The 17,883-nt window shown below is 37.2% G+C and carries 16 protein-coding genes; 7 read left to right on the forward strand and 9 right to left on the reverse strand.

The window, feature by feature from the left end:
* The first annotated feature begins 70 nt into the window (after window positions 1-70).
* Window positions 71-1,543 carry a sodium/proline symporter PutP gene (gene putP / locus D1953_RS19740; protein WP_119118863.1) on the forward strand — a complete coding sequence of 491 codons (1,473 nt, stop codon included), beginning with the start codon at window positions 71-73 and terminating at the stop codon, window positions 1,541-1,543.
* Between the two features lie 206 nt (window positions 1,544-1,749).
* On the forward strand, window positions 1,750-3,258 hold the full coding sequence (locus D1953_RS19745) for a glycine betaine uptake BCCT transporter (protein ID WP_119118864.1): 1,509 nt from the start codon (window positions 1,750-1,752) through the stop codon (window positions 3,256-3,258).
* 81 nt (window positions 3,259-3,339) lie between these two features.
* On the opposite strand, the gene D1953_RS19750 is transcribed toward D1953_RS19745, so the two are convergent.
* Together D1953_RS19750 and D1953_RS19755 are read right to left on the reverse strand one after the other, a co-directional pair.
* On the reverse strand, window positions 3,340-4,308 hold the full coding sequence (locus D1953_RS19750; RefSeq protein WP_119118865.1) for an alpha/beta hydrolase: 969 nt from the start codon (window positions 4,306-4,308) through the stop codon (window positions 3,340-3,342).
* 93 nt (window positions 4,309-4,401) lie between these two features.
* On the reverse strand, window positions 4,402-5,466 hold the full coding sequence (locus D1953_RS19755; RefSeq protein ID WP_119118866.1) for a C45 family autoproteolytic acyltransferase/hydrolase: 1,065 nt from the start codon (window positions 5,464-5,466) through the stop codon (window positions 4,402-4,404).
* Between the two features lie 164 nt (window positions 5,467-5,630).
* On the opposite strand from D1953_RS19755, the gene D1953_RS19760 reads away from it, so the two are divergent.
* The 5 genes from D1953_RS19760 to D1953_RS19775 all read left to right on the forward strand — a co-directional run bounded on the left by D1953_RS19760 (window position 5,631) and on the right by D1953_RS19775 (window position 9,970).
* Window positions 5,631-7,022, forward strand: a complete 1,392-nt coding sequence (locus D1953_RS19760) for a hypothetical protein (RefSeq protein ID WP_119118867.1) — start codon at window positions 5,631-5,633, stop codon at window positions 7,020-7,022.
* A 248-nt stretch (window positions 7,023-7,270) separates the two neighbouring features.
* Entirely contained in the window at window positions 7,271-7,870 is a 600-nt protein-coding gene (locus tag D1953_RS19765) for an undecaprenyl-diphosphatase (RefSeq protein ID WP_119118868.1), read from the forward strand.
* Between the two features lie 90 nt (window positions 7,871-7,960).
* Window positions 7,961-8,347 (forward strand): hypothetical protein, encoded by a 387-nt coding sequence (locus tag D1953_RS21480; protein ID WP_182480690.1) that lies wholly within the window; start codon window positions 7,961-7,963, stop codon window positions 8,345-8,347.
* The gene (locus D1953_RS19770) at window positions 8,329-9,462 is read left to right on the forward strand and encodes a hypothetical protein (RefSeq protein ID WP_182480691.1); all 1,134 of its coding nucleotides are present in this window, start codon (window positions 8,329-8,331) and stop codon (window positions 9,460-9,462) included. The genes D1953_RS21480 and D1953_RS19770 overlap by 19 nt, the downstream gene beginning before the upstream one ends.
* 190 nt (window positions 9,463-9,652) lie before the next feature.
* On the forward strand, window positions 9,653-9,970 hold the full coding sequence (locus D1953_RS19775) for a hypothetical protein (protein ID WP_119118869.1): 318 nt from the start codon (window positions 9,653-9,655) through the stop codon (window positions 9,968-9,970).
* A gap of 108 nt (window positions 9,971-10,078) precedes the next feature.
* On the opposite strand, the gene D1953_RS19780 is transcribed toward D1953_RS19775, so the two are convergent.
* The 7 genes from D1953_RS19780 to D1953_RS19805 all read right to left on the reverse strand — a co-directional run bounded on the left by D1953_RS19780 (window position 10,079) and on the right by D1953_RS19805 (window position 17,861).
* Entirely contained in the window at window positions 10,079-10,585 is a 507-nt protein-coding gene (locus tag D1953_RS19780; RefSeq protein ID WP_119118890.1) for a ferritin, read from the reverse strand.
* 118 nt (window positions 10,586-10,703) lie between these two features.
* Entirely contained in the window at window positions 10,704-11,108 is a 405-nt protein-coding gene (locus D1953_RS19785; protein ID WP_119118870.1) for a hypothetical protein, read from the reverse strand.
* 380 nt (window positions 11,109-11,488) lie between these two features.
* Window positions 11,489-13,411: an RCC1 domain-containing protein gene (locus tag D1953_RS19790; RefSeq protein ID WP_119118871.1), complete on the reverse strand. Its 1,923-nt coding sequence runs from the start codon at window positions 13,409-13,411 to the stop codon at window positions 11,489-11,491.
* Between the two features lie 407 nt (window positions 13,412-13,818).
* Window positions 13,819-13,962 carry a hypothetical protein gene (locus tag D1953_RS21485; RefSeq protein WP_182480692.1) on the reverse strand — a complete coding sequence of 48 codons (144 nt, stop codon included), beginning with the start codon at window positions 13,960-13,962 and terminating at the stop codon, window positions 13,819-13,821.
* Between the two features lie 17 nt (window positions 13,963-13,979).
* Complete coding sequence (locus D1953_RS19795; RefSeq protein WP_119118872.1) at window positions 13,980-15,194, reverse strand: Ger(x)C family spore germination protein; 1,215 nt, start codon at window positions 15,192-15,194, stop codon at window positions 13,980-13,982.
* On the reverse strand, window positions 15,187-16,296 hold the full coding sequence (locus D1953_RS19800) for a GerAB/ArcD/ProY family transporter (RefSeq protein WP_119118873.1): 1,110 nt from the start codon (window positions 16,294-16,296) through the stop codon (window positions 15,187-15,189). The genes D1953_RS19795 and D1953_RS19800 overlap by 8 nt, the downstream gene beginning before the upstream one ends.
* Window positions 16,293-17,861 (reverse strand): spore germination protein, encoded by a 1,569-nt coding sequence (locus tag D1953_RS19805; protein WP_119118874.1) that lies wholly within the window; start codon window positions 17,859-17,861, stop codon window positions 16,293-16,295. The genes D1953_RS19800 and D1953_RS19805 overlap by 4 nt, the downstream gene beginning before the upstream one ends.
* Window positions 17,862-17,883: the final 22 nt, after the last annotated feature.

A 17,883-nucleotide genomic window follows, 5' to 3' on the forward strand; every position in this document is an offset into this window, starting at 1 on the left:
TCATTTCATTATAGATCATTACTCTAGCGTAATGATGACTATTACACAACAAGGGAGCGTGTTAATACAAATGGACATTAATATACCTACGCTTAGTTCCATCATGATTTATCTAATAGGGATGATGATTATTGGATATATAGCTGCAAGACGAACAAAAGACTTGAGTGATTATGTACTAGGAGGCAGACAGCTAAGTCCAGGAGTTGCCGCTTTAAGTGCGGGGGCCTCTGATATGAGTAGTTGGCTTATGCTCGGGCTGCCTGGGGCATTGTATGTTAGTGGCCTTAGTGAAATTTGGTTACCTGTCGGATTGGTCATTGGTGCTTATTTAAACTGGCGATTTGTTGCTAAACCACTTCGAATCTATACAGAAGTCGCGAATGACTCCATTACGATTCCAGATTTCTTTGAAAACCGTTTTCACGATACGTCCAAAATTCTTCGTGTCGTCTCCGCTATTGTTATTCTAGTCTTCTTCACATTCTATACATCTTCTAGTCTTGTGGGCGGAGCCATTCTTTTGGAAAATTCATTTGGAATGGACTATATTCTCGCCTTATGGGTTGGAGCAACAGTCATCGTTTCTTATACGTTCTTCGGAGGGTTTCTAGCAGCAAGCTGGACGGATTTTATTCAAGGAATTTTAATGTTTGGAGCCTTGATTATCATTCCTATTGCCGCGATTTATGAGCTTGGAGGATGGAATGGAACGCTGCAGCAAATTAAAGAAATTGATTCCTCTTACCTCGATATATACTCTGGAGCAACTGCTATAGGAATCATTTCCTTATTAGCTTGGGGATTAGGATACTTTGGTCAGCCTCACATTCTCGTTCGCTTTATGGGTATCAAGTCCACAAAGGATATCCCAAAGGCTCGACGTATCGGCATGAGCTGGATGGCTCTTTCATTGTTTGGGGCGATTTTGGTTGGATTTGTTGGTATCGCCTATTTTGTTAATGAGCCATTACAAAACGCTGAAACAGTGTTTATTATATTTTCTCAAGTTCTCTTTAATCCATGGGTAGCCGGTTTTTTACTTGCAGCCATTCTATCAGCAATCATGAGCACGGTTGACTCGCAATTACTCGTTTCTTCAAGTGCATTAGCACAAGACTTCTACAAATCCATTTTTAGAAGAAGTGCTTCCAGGAAAGAAGAAATGATTGTTGGTAGAATTGCTGTTCTAGGAATCGCCATCATTGCGATTCTATTAGGATATGATCCTAATAGTAAGGTGCTGCAACTTGTAAGTTATGCATGGGCTGGGTTTGGAGCAGCCTTTGGACCTGTCATTCTCCTTAGCTTATTTTGGAAACGCATGACCAGAAATGGTGCTCTTGCCGGCGTTATTACCGGCGCTGTTACAGTCATAATTTGGGCACAACTAACGGGCGGCCTTTTTGATTTATATGAACTTGCACCAGGTTTCTTATTCGCAGGTCTTGCAATTATTATTATTAGCCTTCTTGATAAAGTCCCTTCAACAGAAGTGCAAAAACAATTTACTGAGTATCAATCTAAGATAAAACAACCTTAAATAGATGAAATCACTATCGATTTATCAGTTTTTCATTAAATACTTTTTTATCTATATTTCACGTGTAATTTTCCTCATACACGCAATACTAAAAACATTAAATGAAGAACAGCTTAAAGGATATTCATGTAATGAGAACACCTTACTCATTACATGAATCTCTCTTTTATAAATCAGTCTACAGAGTTAGGAGTACATACAGTATTATGAAAAACATTTCTTCAGTCTTTACCTATTCCGCCGTTATACTAGCTCTTCTTATTATTGCTGGGCTCACGACTCCCAAAACCCTTGAAACTGTAACAGCCAATATGCAAGCATTCATTTCCAATGCTTTCGGCTGGTACTACTTAATTGTTGTTACCTTCTTTTTACTTATCTGTATTTACTTATTCATTAGTCCTGTTGGACGAATTAAACTAGGAAAACAAGATGCGAAACCTGATTTTTCAAGACCAACTTGGATTGCTATGCTCTTCAGTGCTGGCATGGGAATTGGGCTTGTCTTTTATGGGTCAGCTGAACCGCTTAGTCACTATGCCATTCAGTCCCCAACTGGAGAAACTGGAACCCCTCAGGCTATAAAAGACTCGCTTAGATTTACGTTCTTTCATTGGGGGCTTCATGCTTGGGCTATTTACGGAATTGTTGCACTAGTACTTGCTTATTTCATGTTTAGAAAAAATCAGCCTGTCGTGATTAGTGCTACTTTAAAACCTATTCTTGGAGATAAAGCAGATGGGAAGACGGGGAAACTAATTGATATTCTCGCTATTCTTTCAACCGTTATTGGTGTAGCGACTACACTTGGATTTGGGGCAGCACAAATTAATGGCGGTCTATCGTATCTGTTCGATATTCCTTCTAATTTTCTCATTCAAGTCATTATTATCGTAATTGTTACTATTCTATTTATTGGATCAGCTTTAACAGGGCTAGGAAAAGGAATTAAAATTTTAAGTAATACCAATATGATTCTCGCTTTCCTTCTTCTTGCACTCATGTTCATTGTAGGACCTTCTTTATTCATCTTGAATTTATTCACAGATACAATTGGTACTTACCTCCAAAACTTACCGTATATGAGTTTCAGGTTAGCTCCTCTTAATGAAGAAAACAGAGCATGGATTAATTCCTGGACTATTTTCTATTGGGCATGGTGGATTGCTTGGTCCCCATTTGTCGGCATTTTTATTGCTCGCGTATCAAAAGGAAGAAGTATTAGAGAATTTATTTTCTACGTATTGGTCATCCCTTCTCTCATCGGTTTCTTTTGGTTTTCAACTTTCGGAGGATCAGCGATTACACTTGAAAGCGAAGGAATTGCTACCATTTCCAGCCTAAGCTTAGAACAGTCTTTGTTTGGCGTCTTTGCTAATTATCCATTAGGTACTTTTATGTCGATTATAGCCATTATCTTAGTTGCAATCTTCTTTATCACTTCGGCAGATTCAGGTACATTTGTATTAGCAATGATGTCAACGAATGGATCGACGAATCCAACAAACAGCATAAAAATCATATGGGGGATTTTATTAACCGCCACAGCTCTTATTTTGCTTTATTCTGGCGGACTTCTCGCCCTTCAAAATACAATGATTGTCGCTGCACTTCCATTCTCAGTCATCATGTTACTAATGACGATTAGTTTTCTTAAATCTCTAAAAGTAGAAGCAAAAGAAATGATTCGACTCCATCCAAGAGAAAAGAGATAAATCTAGCCTATAATAAACACTCCCAAAACAATGGACACAACATAAAAGTCCGTTATTTCGGGAGTGTTTTTAGTGAGCTTCTTACTCAGCAATTGTTGGTTCTTCTCCAAAATACTGTAACAGCCAAAGCTTTATTTCACTTTCTAACACAGGATGTAAAGGTTTAATAATTTGCTCCTTATATTGCTTTTTTACATTTAATACAGATTTTTCACCTGTGTATTCCCTTAGTACATGATCCATATTAGGGATAGTAAGACAAGTCATGTTAGTTTTTTCTAATGCTTTAATTTCCTTTAATGCCTCGGAATCTGTTTGTACATCTTTATCTCCCACTATAGCTAGTACAGGGCATTGCGTCTCTTTAAGCATAGCTAATATCTGTTCGTCATTATAATGAAGATGTTCCCTTAACCACTTGGCAGGAAATTTCTGAGACTGAATTTTCATCACATCCTCATTCGATTCTAACACTTTATTAAATAGCTTATTTTGTTTATCTATTACCCCTTTTTCGCTTACCAACCGTCTTAACAACATGCCTTTTAGCCCTTTCATGGCTTGCACTTCTTTGACAATCATAAGATTTTGGCTTTGCATCGCCGTCTTCAATCCTGTTCCTGCACCAGCAATTAAGATAAGACCGGCTACAGGGTACTTTTGTTGTACAATCGTATTTAATATACAGCCCTCGCTATGTCCAAGTAAAAGAATCCTTTTTGGGTCTACACTTGGAACACCCTCCAAATACTTTATATTATGAATGATATCATCCATTAAATCGTGCATTCCTGTTTCATAAGAGACTCCTTTACTTTTACCGATTCCCCGCTTATCGTATCTTATTGTAACAAAGCCTAAACCCGTCAAAAAGTCGGCCAGTTTCTTATAAATATTCATTTCAAAATTCTTCATATTTCCGTCCCGGTCAGCTCCGCCTGTTCCTGGAACAATAACGATTGCCGGGAATCTCTCTTCTTCATTTTCTGGAATGGTTAATGTGGCAGAAAGCTCGTATTCTCCATTCACAACAACTTCTTTTTCAATCAACTAGTATCCCCTCCTCATTTTCAACCATTAATACTGTATATACATAAAAAAACTAAGTCTAACGTTATAGAGCTAATCGAAAAGCCAATCTATCTATTTTCGATACCAATTGGCCCCCTCATCCATATGTACAAATGGAATATCCGTATCAATCTCTCCTGTAATTTGCTCTAGTTCTACATCTTCTCCATTAAGCCATTTGGCAAAATCAAATACAGTAGGTTCTTGATTTCCCCCTAATGCTATCCACGCCTTCATTTCCCTTGGTAAATAAGCCGATGTATGGATTGTTCCTGCCCAGCTGCCATATAAATCGGAAAAAACCCCTCGATTCTTATCATTTAATAATCGAAAAGCATCATAGGCTTCTGAAAGATTCTCATATTGTTCTTTCATAACCCCTAGTCGTCGTTGAGAATCGACGAGATGATTACGATTTTCATGCCTCATAATTTCAAAGTGATTTGTGCAAACAGTAGAATGGCGAACCTCAACACCGCGCGGAGAGGTTTCAACTACATAAGTTTCTCCACTTTGATCATACACAACATACGTAAAAGAATGGCGATGTGGTATCTCCTTCAGCATCGATACCGCTTCCAAAACATTGGCACAAGACTCTATAACAAGCCTTCCAATCATACAACAAATAAATCCGTCCCCTGGATTTTTTCGATTCATAAAGTTATAACCAATCGCTAACCCTTTTTCATTCATTCCATCCATTCTTCCCGTTGCTCTTTGGCTCGGCCCAATGCTTGCATACCCTTGGTCAGTTGGTTGAAAAAGAACATAACGACCCTCATACGTCTTCGGATGATAGTCATAATTACGAATTAAATAATCCCTTCCTGTTAAAATAGAACAGCCCGACTTTACATAATCTAATCGATAGCCCCCAAATTCTTGCAATATACGTTTCATCGGCCATTCTAGTGCTTCTTGCATTCCAAGCAGCTCCTCCCAAACACCAGGAGCAAATTGTGTAATGGCCTTTCTCACTTCCTCTGCTTCTATCGTAAATCGAGGCTTTCTCACCTTCCACTGCTCTTCACGATTGATAACGGTTAAAGAATCTCGTAGTTTTTCCCCTTGCATATATCCAAAATCATAATGTGTCCCGCGAAATTGAATAATTTCACTATAGATTTGCTTCATGTCATATCCCTCTTTTATATCGTAACTATTTCTTTTTAGAATACTTGATGGATAATTGAAAAGAAAGAAGATAATGGATTACGAATAAATTTATGGAACAATTCACCTAACTAGGCATTTCCCCATAATCTATCATCAAGCCTATTCATGAGGGGGAGAAAATTATGGGAGTAGAATTAACGGCTCTCCATTGGATTTATGTAGGGTTTATTGTGTTAATCATCGGATTTATGGTGAAACGTCGAGACACTTCCCTCATTTGTATAGTTGGAATTTTCACACTAGCCATTGTCGCAACAAGTAGTGTAACTTCATCCATTATCGGGATTTTTAACAGCTTTATTTTCGCCATTACAGAGCTAATGTCGACAATTTTAATTATTTCCATCATTGTTTCAATGAGCCATGTGTTAACAAAAACGGGCATTAATGATGCCATGGTTGCTCCTTTTACTAAGTTTATGAAAAATCCAACGATTTCCTTTTGGATTATCGGCATTCTGATGATGGTCATTTCTTGGTTTTTCTGGCCTTCTCCCGCTGTTGCCTTGCTAGGAGCGGTTCTGCTTCCAGCAGCCCTGCGCGCAGGACTCCCAGCACTTGGTGTAGCAATAGCGATGAACCTCTTTGGGCATGGAATTGCTTTATCGAGTGATTTTATCATTCAAGCAGCCCCTAAGCTTACAGCCGATGCGGCTTCAATCCCAGTTGGAGATGTCATTTCAGCAAGCATTCCGCTCGTCATTACAATGGGAGTGGTCACAACGGTTTCTGCCTTTATCTTTTTAAAGCGGGATATGAAGCGAGGAGTTCTCACATTAGGGGAAAATAAAGAAATTATTCAAGATCCAGCAATGAATGAACATTTACTTACCACAAAACAAAAGCATTTTTTTGCTATACTCATTCCAATTGCCTTTTTGATTGATGTCATTGCTATGTTCCTTTTAAAGTTACAAGGTGGAGATGCGACGGCATTAATTGGCGGTACGGCGGTCTTTATTCTGCTTATTCTATCCGTTGTAGCGCATAAACAACAAGGACTTGAAAAAACAACCACCTATCTAATTCAAGGATTTCAATTCGGTTTTAAAGTATTTGGCCCCGTCATTCCTATTGCTGCCTTCTTTTATTTAGGGGATTCTGGATTCGCTCAAATTATCGGTGACCATTTACCGAAAACATCCCACGGTATTGTGAATGATCTCGGCGTCGCTTTGGCTGCTGCCGTTCCTTTAACGAGAGAAATAGCAGCCCTTACATTGACAGGTATTGGAGCCATTACTGGTTTAGATGGTTCAGGCTTTTCCGGCATTTCTTTAGCAGGTTCGGTAGCAAATCTATTCGGCACAGCCATCGGAGACGGTACCGCTACCTTAACCGCACTTGGGCAAATTTCAGCTATTTGGGTAGGCGGCGGAACACTTATTCCTTGGGCACTCATCCCAGCTGCCGCCATTTGTAATGTTAGTCCATTCGAATTAGCGCGTAGAAACCTCCTTCCAGTAATAATTGGGTTAGTCGTGACGACGATTGTGGCGATGTTTTTGATATAATAAATCAGCTCTAGATTTATTCCTTGAACAATACAAAAGCTCAATCACTAAAAAAGTGATTGAGCTTTTGTTTACTTGTACATTTCATTCTCATTTGTTATTCCCCTAAACTAAACCATTCCCTATGATCAAAAAACTAAAAATACGATTCTTACAAAACTGTAAGCTTGTGTAAGCAAAATCCATATTTTTAGTTCTAGTAATTAACCTATAATGAACGTATTACAACATAAAGGGGAAATGAATCAATGGATTTTTCGGATTTAAATATCCAGGTTTTTAGAATAATCAATGATTTAGGTAAAGATTATCCACCCTTAAATGATTCTGCTGTTTTCGTTGCTGAATATATGGTGTATGTCTTAGCATTAGCTGTCATACTCTATTGGTTTACACGAACTAATAAGAATAGAATCATGATAATTTGTTCCATGATTTCTTTTATAGTCGCCGAGATAATCGGGAAACTAGCAGGAACCATTCATTCCAACCATCAACCGTTTGCTGAGTTATCTAATGTCAATCAGCTTATAGAAAAGGCTGTAAATAATTCATTTCCAAGCGATCATACGATTTTGTTTTTTTCCTTTTGTATCACATTCTGGCTTTTTAACAAAAAGACAGGCGTTTTCTGGATAATACTTGCTTTTTGTGTCGGTCTTTCACGTATTTGGGTTGGTGTTCATTATCCAGCAGATGTCGCAGCAGGAGCCATAATCAGTATGACCTCAGCCATCATTGTGTATGTAACTGTACCTAAATTAAGTGTGATAAATAAATTGCTTCGCATCTACGAAAAAGGCGAACAAGTTATTCTGCCCGTAAACAATAAATCGAAGAGCTTTTAACTCGATAGAAAAAACGCTGGCGTTCCAGCGTTTTTTAATGATCATTTTCATTCGTTCTGTTACTTTTGATACAATTTAATTGGTTCAAAGATGATTGGCATTGCTCCTCTGCCCTTTTATTTATCTGAAAAGGCAATTATCCTTACAGTAGGAGCGTTCTTACTTCTCTTCTTTAGTATTTCATTATTTACGACGATTCTTGTACGAGTCAGTAAATTAATTGATTTATTCCAAGCAGGAGAAAAACCGAAAACGGAACCAAAAGTGTCCATCCTTCTATCTCTTCTCTCTGCATTCTTACTCATCATCAGTTATTATTTAGCTACTACTGCGACGATGCAAACCTTACTTTTCCGAATGTTGCCGGTCATTGGAATGACAATTGTCGGAACGTACTTTTTTTACACACAGCTATCGGTATTTATAATGAAAATGCTGAAAAAAAACCGGATGCTTGTTTGGAAAAAACGAATTTAATTACGATTTCCAGTTTAGCATACCGCTTAAAAGATAATACACGCATGTTTTTTATGATTACCATTTTTTCGACCGTTGTCTTTTGCGCAGTTGGATCGCTTGTTTCTATGAATGTAATGAATAAGCAATTCGATATGGAGTATCCAGCCGAAATTAGTTATATCGCGTTAAATGACGAACCAGTTCATCAACAACATTTACAGCAAATCGAAGGAGAATTGCAAGGAAAGCAAGTGAGCTATACAACAAATCAAGTTCCCATTAAATATATAGAAGTTGCTTCCTCAACTTCTCCATATCCTTCTGATAAGCTGGCCATTATTTCCTTCTCAGATTATCAAGCCATCTCTAAACAGGCGGGATATGAGTTTACAGAAAAGCCATTAAAAGGAATAGAAACCCTAAATATGCGAACATCCAGCTTCGAGGGCGGCTTCTCTAAACCTGTAATATACACGTTAAAACAAGATCATCTACAACTTCATCCAAAGACCTATACACAAAATGTTGTCCTGCCTTATCAGCTTGTATGGGATGAAGGCCTAGTAGTGAGTGATGAATTATTTACAAAGCTCTCCTCTGTAACGACAGGAACATATACCGGTTTTTATACGAAAGAACTTGAGAAAACAATAGGTATGGTAGAAAACCTTGTGGAAAACGGAAAAAAACTGCCTTCTAGTGATACCTCCTACTTCATGACGGTAAGCGGAACTTTGTATGAAAATCAAATGACTATGTTCAAAATGATGTTATTTGTCGCACTGCTTATTGGAGCTGTATTCTTTATTGCTGCAGGAAGCTTCTTATACTTCAGACTGTATGCTGATTTGGAATATGACAGCCGTCAATATTTAACGATTAAGAAAGTAGGGTTAACTGACCAAGAATTGAATAAAATTGTCACTCGTCAGCTTGCTTTACTGTTTTTCGTTCCTATTTTGGTTGCATTTGTCCATAGTGCTTTTGCCTTTACAGCCTTACAAAGCTTTTACGTATTATCTATCGCTACAGAAATGATAATTGTACTAGCTGGTTTTCTCATTGCTCAACTTGTTTATTTTTACTTAATCCGTTATCGATATTTGAAAAACTTGAAAAAAGCGTTAATCTAAACGTACGTCCGAAGAGGTTGACTGGAAAGCATCTACTTTTCAGCAGCCTCTTCTCTTTTTTATAGAGCTCATTCACATTTTTATTCACAAATGATTAATAAATAATTTTGTCAGTGTGACACATAATTCACTTTCTACAGGGAAATATAAGTACAGTTCCATAAAAAATATGAAAGGGGAATCATTTACGATGACAAAAAAATGGTTTCTTACATTAATGAGTGCTTGTTTATCTATTATGATGTTAGCGGGGTGCAATAACGACAATAATAATGAAAATCCGCCTCCGCAAGAAGAACCAAATGATGTGGATCAAAATGATAATCTAAACGATACAAATGATTTAGATGATACTGACTTAAATGATGATAATGATAACGATAACGTACCTGGTGTTGATGAAGACGATACAATCCTTAAAGATGATGAAAATGATACTGATCCAGATCCAGAAGACGCTATTGAAGATCCAGAAGATATGACTGATCCAGATAATAAAGACGAATAATGTACAACTTTAGTGCTTGCCCTCTATACTAGGTGCAGACACAAGAAAACCCTAAATAAAGGACTTATTTGTCCATTATTTAGGGTTTTCCAAAAAATCCAGGGATTCCTATTCAACAAATGTTGTATGTGTACGTTTCGCCAGTTTTGAATCGTACGTGAATAAAGAAGTAGGATCATTATTAATTTGTTTTAACTTTTGAACAATACCATTAAATAGCGATTCTTCCTCTACTTGCTCATCGAGGAACCAATTTAAAAAGGAAATCGTTGCATATTCTTTTTCATCACGAGCAATATCAGAAAGATTATAGATTCGGCTCGTCACTTCTTTTTCATGTTCTAGTGCTTTTTCAAAAGCATCTAAAATAGATTCGTACTTATTATTTGGATGGTCAAAACCAGAGATAATCGCTTGTTCTCCACGATCATGGATGTAATTATAAATCTTCATTCCATGAGTTCTTTCTTCCTCAGCTTGAGCAAGGAAAAAACTCGAGAAACCATCATAATTTTCACTTTTACAGTAAGAAGCCATCGCAGTATAGACATGGGCAGAATAAAATTCATAGTTCATTTGATCCGTTAATGCTTCGTGTAAGTTACTCGATAACATTGTACTTGCGCTCTTATTTAACTTCGATAGCATAAGTAATCCCACCTTTTACTTGATAGACTGATTTTACTATAAAAAGGTTCGTATTACAATTATCGTGATATGTACTAAATAAAAACTATAGGCCAACTGGTAGTTTTCCGGATATTCTATCGTAAAGAAAAGATAACTTTGTTTTCTTCTCTGAAAGACTTAAAAATGATTGCTTATTCCGAGATTCTAAAGCTCGATCTAATTGAAAAGATACATTAAAGTAATCAAGCATACAATCAATAATGGGCATAGCTTTATTAGAATGAATAGCTTCCTCTAGCTCTTTAATCCACATATAGTCTTTTATTTTTTTATTAACACTTATTAAAACAAACCATCCAACTCCTACAACATATTTTCCCTTATTAGAAATGGTTAAAACATCTCCACATTGCAAAGTTTTTGAATGACTCACAAGATTCTCTTTTTTATAACCATACTCTAGACACTCTACCTTAATCCCCTTTTCACTACTGACAATTAAATCCATCCTTTTACGCTCCTTCCAAAACACCCTAGAATAAAATTTCTATACACTCAACAAAATCTATTTTAAATACATTCTAATTTATCAATTGATAATCATTATTAATGATAATGATTATTGATTAATAATGCAACAATAAATGGCAAATTACTTGTTGATTTATGTTTTGGAAGTTTGCAGCTTACTCCCTTCATATACTTCGTCACCACGAGCAACCTACCTCTACATTAGGCTGACCGATCCCTCTGTCTTAACAGTTAGGAATTGTTACATCCGTGCCTTGCGCATACCTAAAAATAGGCCAACCACAATTTGTGGTTGGCCTATTGTTGGCCTATTTGAATGCTTCTCTATTTACTCATAACAAAGACGAATGAACGTTATTAATTAGCACGTAATACTTTAGCAGGTACTTTCTTTTTACTATATTTTTTCCCAACACCTAATTGCCCATAATCATTAAAACCCCACGTCCAAATCGTCCCATCTGCAGTTATCGCGACTGTATGCTCAGATCCTGCTTCTGCTTGAATTACTTTAGTCAGCGATACTTTTGCCGGTACAGCTGAATTAGCGCCATCTGACCATACATCATAAATTGAAGTTTCAGTACCGATGCCTAGCTTTCCGTATGTGTTTTCTCCCCATGTATATAAGCTTCCATCGTTAGCAACTGCAAGTGTATGTCTATATCCGCCGTCAGCTTGTTTGATTTGATTCAAGTAGCCTTCACCATCTTCGCCTAGAACTTTAGCTGGTTTATTTTGATAAGCACTTGTTTTAACAATTCCTAATTGGCTAGCATCGTTAAAGCCCCAAGACCAAACCGTTCCATCTGATTTCACAGCAAGACTATAATAAGTGCCTCCAGATACGGATTTCACTTTCGTTAATAATTTAACTTGATATGGTACTAAAACATTTTTCATTAAGCTAGATCCTGTTTTTCCATCTCCAATTTGATTTCGTTCATTATTTCCCCACGTCCAAATCGTCCCATCGCTCTTTACTGCAAGTGTATGATAACGCCCACCTGCAATCTCTGTTACTTTACTAAGCTTTGTTACTTTAACTGGATTTGTAATCGTTGCTGGGGAAGTCTTGCCAATTCCACCTTGACCATATGAGTTATTTCCCCACACCCATACAGTACCATCTTTTTTTAAGGCAATCATATGCTCTTCACCCGCTGCGATATCTACCACATTTTTGAGCGATTTAATTTGATATGGTGTAGATCTTGGCCCGTACACGCTGGCAAGCGGATTTCCCCACATCCAAACCGTACCATCCTTTTTTAAAGCTAAAGAAAAATTATATCCGGCTGCAATATCTTTTACATTTTTAAGGCCTTTTACCTGAACAGGAGTATATTGATTCTTTGTGTTCCCATTCCCTAATTGTCCTGTTTGGTTTTTACCAAAACTCCATACTGTTCCATTCTTTTTAAGCACAAGTGTATGACTGTCACCTGCTGCAACAGCTGTCCCAGCTATTCCTTTAATTGGTTTTACTGTTTTACTTTTTACACTTACCTTAATTTTTATCGTTATTCCTTCATATTCTGCTGAAATTATTGTTTGTCCAGCAGAAACTCCTTTTATTGTTCCTTTTGTCACACTCGCAATGGAGGGTTTTTCTGACTTCCATTTAGCAGCATTTGTAACTGTTTTCTTGCTATTATTAGAGTATTTTGCTGTAAGTGAAACAGATTTTGATTGACCGACATCCATGGATACAGAGGATTGCGAAGAGGTTAAGTCAATCACGTCCACTTCTTCCTCATCTTCATCAGGTAGTGTCGGATCTTCATCCGGTAATGTATCTGTTTGAACGACAAATGTAAAATTAACTTTTGAAGATGAAACTTGATCAATATGCACTTTCGCAAAATCCCCGCTATCCAATTGAATCAAATATGTACTGTCTAATTTTACTTTTAGGCTTGTTAACGGGTAGCCTAATCCATCTGTTGGAAATGACACATTCGCTATATTTATCGGTTCATCCAAAGATTGTTTAGGCAGTTCAGCAATCTTTCTCGCTCCTATATCCCCATATTGATTAATAACAAAGTCGGCAATAGTTTTATCAGTTGTTATACGACCTGAATCTAGATCAAACCCTCCATTTTTTAATACATCCCCACTCCATTCTAATGTATAAGGAAGTAAAGGTTCATACACTTCCTCTGTTTCTTCAGACCAATAAGCAAGAGCTTTGGCAGCTTGAACCTTTAATGTTGGAAGTAACATTTGAAAAGCAAACATACAAATAATAAAAACTAGTAAACTCTTTTTCTTCAAATACAATCCCTCCTTATAAGTAGAGCCAAAAGGCTATATTATGGTACTTTTGACACTTCCTAATTAAACATATATCAATTTTATGATAATTTCACCATGATATTCGTCGTTATTCATTACGATAAAAAAGATTTAAATTGACTAAACAAACTAATCTTTAACAAAAATTAAATCCGCCTTTGCAAAAGGAAAACTAATCAAAGATGGCCATTAACTGAAAATACACTTACACATTATCTACAACAAAGATATCCTGTTATAGCGTATGAATTAGCGTCTTCTAGAATGGACCCCAAAATAAAAATAAGTTAGAGCAGACACCTCTCAAGGTATGCGCTCTAACTTATTTTCATTTCAACAATGACCTATCCACAAAGTTATACACAAATTACCCACAGTTCATTTTTTCACTGTGACTCATCATCTTTTTTCCATGGCGGGTCAGCGTATTGATGAAAGGCCTGGTTCAATTTATATATCCCCCATGGAATGAGCGAAGATAATATAGCGAGTATAAAAGTGGGAACTCGCTCCTCTATCCAGTGCAACATAATTGTTCAACTCCTCTCTATTTCACCATTTTAATGGACGCTCCAATTTGCCTTACGTCAACCCTTACTTGAACGTCAACCACACTTTTTGAAAAATAATTCTCCCCCTTCTCCCATTCTTTATTTACTTGTTTCCATGTCTTATAATGTTCTTGCTTTAAATAAGCTCCTAATTCAAAGACATCAGCCTTGTACTTTTTTTGTACTTTATCAATAACACCATTAATGATACGTTCTATTTCCTTAGCGGTTTTTTCTTCGATTTCAGATAATACCGATCGACTTTTTAAAGCTACGTCCCCGTATACTTCCCCCACATTGCCGTCTACGTTAATTTTCACTGTAAATTTAATTTGATCTTTGTCAAAAACATCAGCCTTGATTTTACTTCTAGCATCTTTAATTTCAAAAGCAACAAGTTGGCCATTCATCAAAAATTCAAGTACGGCACTCTCAACCTTTTCTGTAATAAAATTAAGCCCTAGTGTTTCACTTTCATTAAGGGTGCCAATCATTTTTTGATCTTGAGAATCAAACATAGTGGCTCCTAAAATAGCCCCTTTATTGTTCTTAACGACAATTCTCGGTATAACAAAACTATTTCCCTTTAATAAGTAACTATGAACATCACCAATATTTATAGGCGGTAAAGAAGTACCATGTTTCACCATATTTTCACTTAGTGAATCAATAAACAAAACCGGCATTTTTTCATGTTGCGGATTAATTTCCAAAACCTTGCTCGCTTCCCCCTCGGCCACCATCACTTTTGCTACTCTCCTCATTTCATGGTCACGCACAAAAAAATCCATAACATCCTTAAGATACCCTTTTCTTGCAAGTTCCTCTGACAGAACAATTAAATTAATATGTTCCAGATATGGTTTACGACTGGTCTCAGCAGCCATCTTTCTAGTAATTTGATGAATGGATGTTCCTTCCGCTGTAAGATTTAAGAATGGTTTTCCTTCTGATGCCCCTCCGCCCGATTGACCGCCGCCGCTACTACCTCCAATAAAATTTCCCGGCACAACAAATTGATAGGTTAACTTATACTTATCACCTAGCTCTTTCTCGGACATCTCCCCGCCAGAATCACCCTTTTCCTCTTCAACCATATCAATGGCCGCACCAATCACAAACCCTCTTTCTTCGATTTCATTTTGATCCCAACACCCCGTCACCAAAAAGAGTAAACAAAAAATCCATATACTTCTATATAACTTATCCATTCCCCTTTACCCCACGCATCATAGCAATCACAAGTAGAAGCAACGGCATGAACATGCTAAATCCAATCCCTAGGTAGCTAATCCATTCTCCAAATATAGAAGTCTCAGCAAAATTCTGCGGTGACATGGCGATAATATAAATAAGTGGAGAAAGAAAAAAAATAAACGTCATTCGTTTTATCTTTTTTAAAAAAATAGAAGCAAAGGCTAATAAGGTTACATCAAAGGCCATCGATGCCGTACTAAAAAGGGTAACAACCCAAATTGTGAAAAAGACTGATTCAAATCTCTCAAAGAATCCTCCTGGTATTTCCACACGTTTAGCTAGCTCTGCTGTTGGATAAAGTGTGTTTTCCGCAACCTCGACACCAAAAACTCCAACTACAAACACAAATACGAGTAAATATAAAAGTAATGGAATGGCCATGCCCATTATAGTGAATTTAACCGTATTCTTAGTTTCATTTATAAAAGCGTTGTAAAATAATAAAATTTCAAAACCTAAAAAGGAAAATATCGTTTCTTTTGAACCTCGCAGAATTTCACTCCAACCAGTGTGAAAGAAGGGCTTTGTGGTTTTAAATTCAAAAAAGCCTATATTCATTACAATTAAAAGCAAAATAATAAATAATATGATAGGCATGAACAAGAGGTTAAGACGAAGTATAACTGTACTTGGTCCAGAAACGGCATAAATAGTAACCAAGAAAAATACAAAACAGATAACTTCTGTAGGTGTCCGATCAAACAAATATAATTTGGATATTTCTGCAACGACCCTCATTTCATAACAAACAAAGAGCATCATGTATGAAGCAAATAAAAACGTTAAAATGGTTGCTATCGGTTTATTAATGATTAAACTTGTGAATTCATGAAGATTCTTTTTAGGAAATCGGCTTATCAACTTGGCTAATACCCCTGCAAAAAAAATAACAATCAATCCGCCAAGGCTAATTGAAATCCACCCATCTATTGAATGCGTAGCATTTGCGACTGTACGTGGGAGAGTAAGAACCCCAAATCCAATGACCATATTGGCAACACCCACTAGAACTTCTTTTCTACCTACCTCGCTGTCACCATATTCAAAGGACTTCATGAACTCTCGTCTCCTTTACCTATTTTTGTCTCATCAACCGTCTGCATATATTGCGGCCTTTTGGATATCGCAGTTATTGGGGCACGAATAGCCACGTCCTTCCAATCTCTATAAAATGTTGGAGCAAATGGCGTGGAATAAGGAATCCCAAAGCTTTTTAGTCTAGCAATATGAATGTTAATCATAATGTAAGTGAGAATAATTCCGTATAACCCAAAAATTCCGGCTGCGAGCATCGTACCAAACCGTAAAATTCGAAAGGCAATTCCTGCACCATATGAAGGAATCGCAAAGGAGGAAATAGCTGTAACTGCTACAGCCACAATCATAACCGGACTCACTAATCCAGCTTGTACAGCTGCTTCCCCGATGACTAACCCACCGACAATGCCAATCGTTTGCCCAATCGGTTTGGGTAATCGAATCCCCGCCTCACGGAGTAACTCTAATGTAGCCTCCATCATCAGCGCTTCAATGATTGCTGGAAAGGGCACACCCTCTCTCGACCCAGCAATCGAAAAAGCTAACTTCGAAGGAATCATTCCTTGATGAAATGATACAAGCGCAATATAAAGAGCCGGTAAAAACACAGCAAAAAAAGCTGCTACATATCTCAATATTCGAAGCAACGATCCAATAAGCCAACGCTCATAATAGTCTTCCTGTGATTGAAAGAGGGAAACAAATGTAGTTGGTGCAATTAATGCAAAAGGTGTACCATCTAAAAGAATAGCAACTTTTCCTTGTAAGATTGCGCTCGTTACCTTATCCGGCCTTTCAGTATGCAACACCTGTGGAAAGGGCGACAAGGAACTATCCTCAATCCATTGTTCGATGGTCCCACTTTCTGCAACCTCATCAATATCTATTGTCTTCAATCTTCTGTTAACCTCTGCTACTATATCTGGATGAACAATTCCTTCAACATAACAAACAACAAGGTCTCTTTTAGATCGCCGTCCCACCTTACTTGATTCAAGCCGTAGATTAGGATCCTTTACCTGTCTACGAACAAGCATAGTATTCGTACGAATATTCTCAGTAAACCCTTCCCTCGGCCCCCTTACCAATGATTCCGTTTGAGGTTCGTCAATTCCGCGACTAGCCCATCCCTTGCTTCCAACTAGCAATACTTTATCTGTTCCATTGATAAATAAAGCTGTATCACCAGACAAAATAGCAAGCAGCACGTCATCCAATATATGTGCTATTTTAAGTTCATAAGTGGATAAAACCTCATTCTTCAATTTCTCCATTACTTCATCGCTAGAAGCCGGCACTTCCTTTTTGGCAGTCTGCATACCCAATTGAATATTCTTAATCAATTGGTCATTTATCATATCCTTATCTACTAGCCCATCTATACAAACAATCGCACACTTTTTTTCACTATCGCTTATTGTAAAAGTTCTTTGGATAAAATCAGATGGTGCATTCAATATCCTTTTTATATTGTCGAGATTAGCGTGGATATCTGTATAAATAGTACTGGGTATATCATTTTGCTTATCTTCAACATTTTGTTTTTGATATTTCAATCGCTTATTGAATACATGCCTTAACATTTTACATACCTCCGGAAAACGC

The sequence above is a fragment of the Peribacillus asahii genome, assembly GCF_003570725.1.
GTDB classification, from domain to species: domain Bacteria; phylum Bacillota; class Bacilli; order Bacillales; family DSM-1321; genus Peribacillus; species Peribacillus asahii.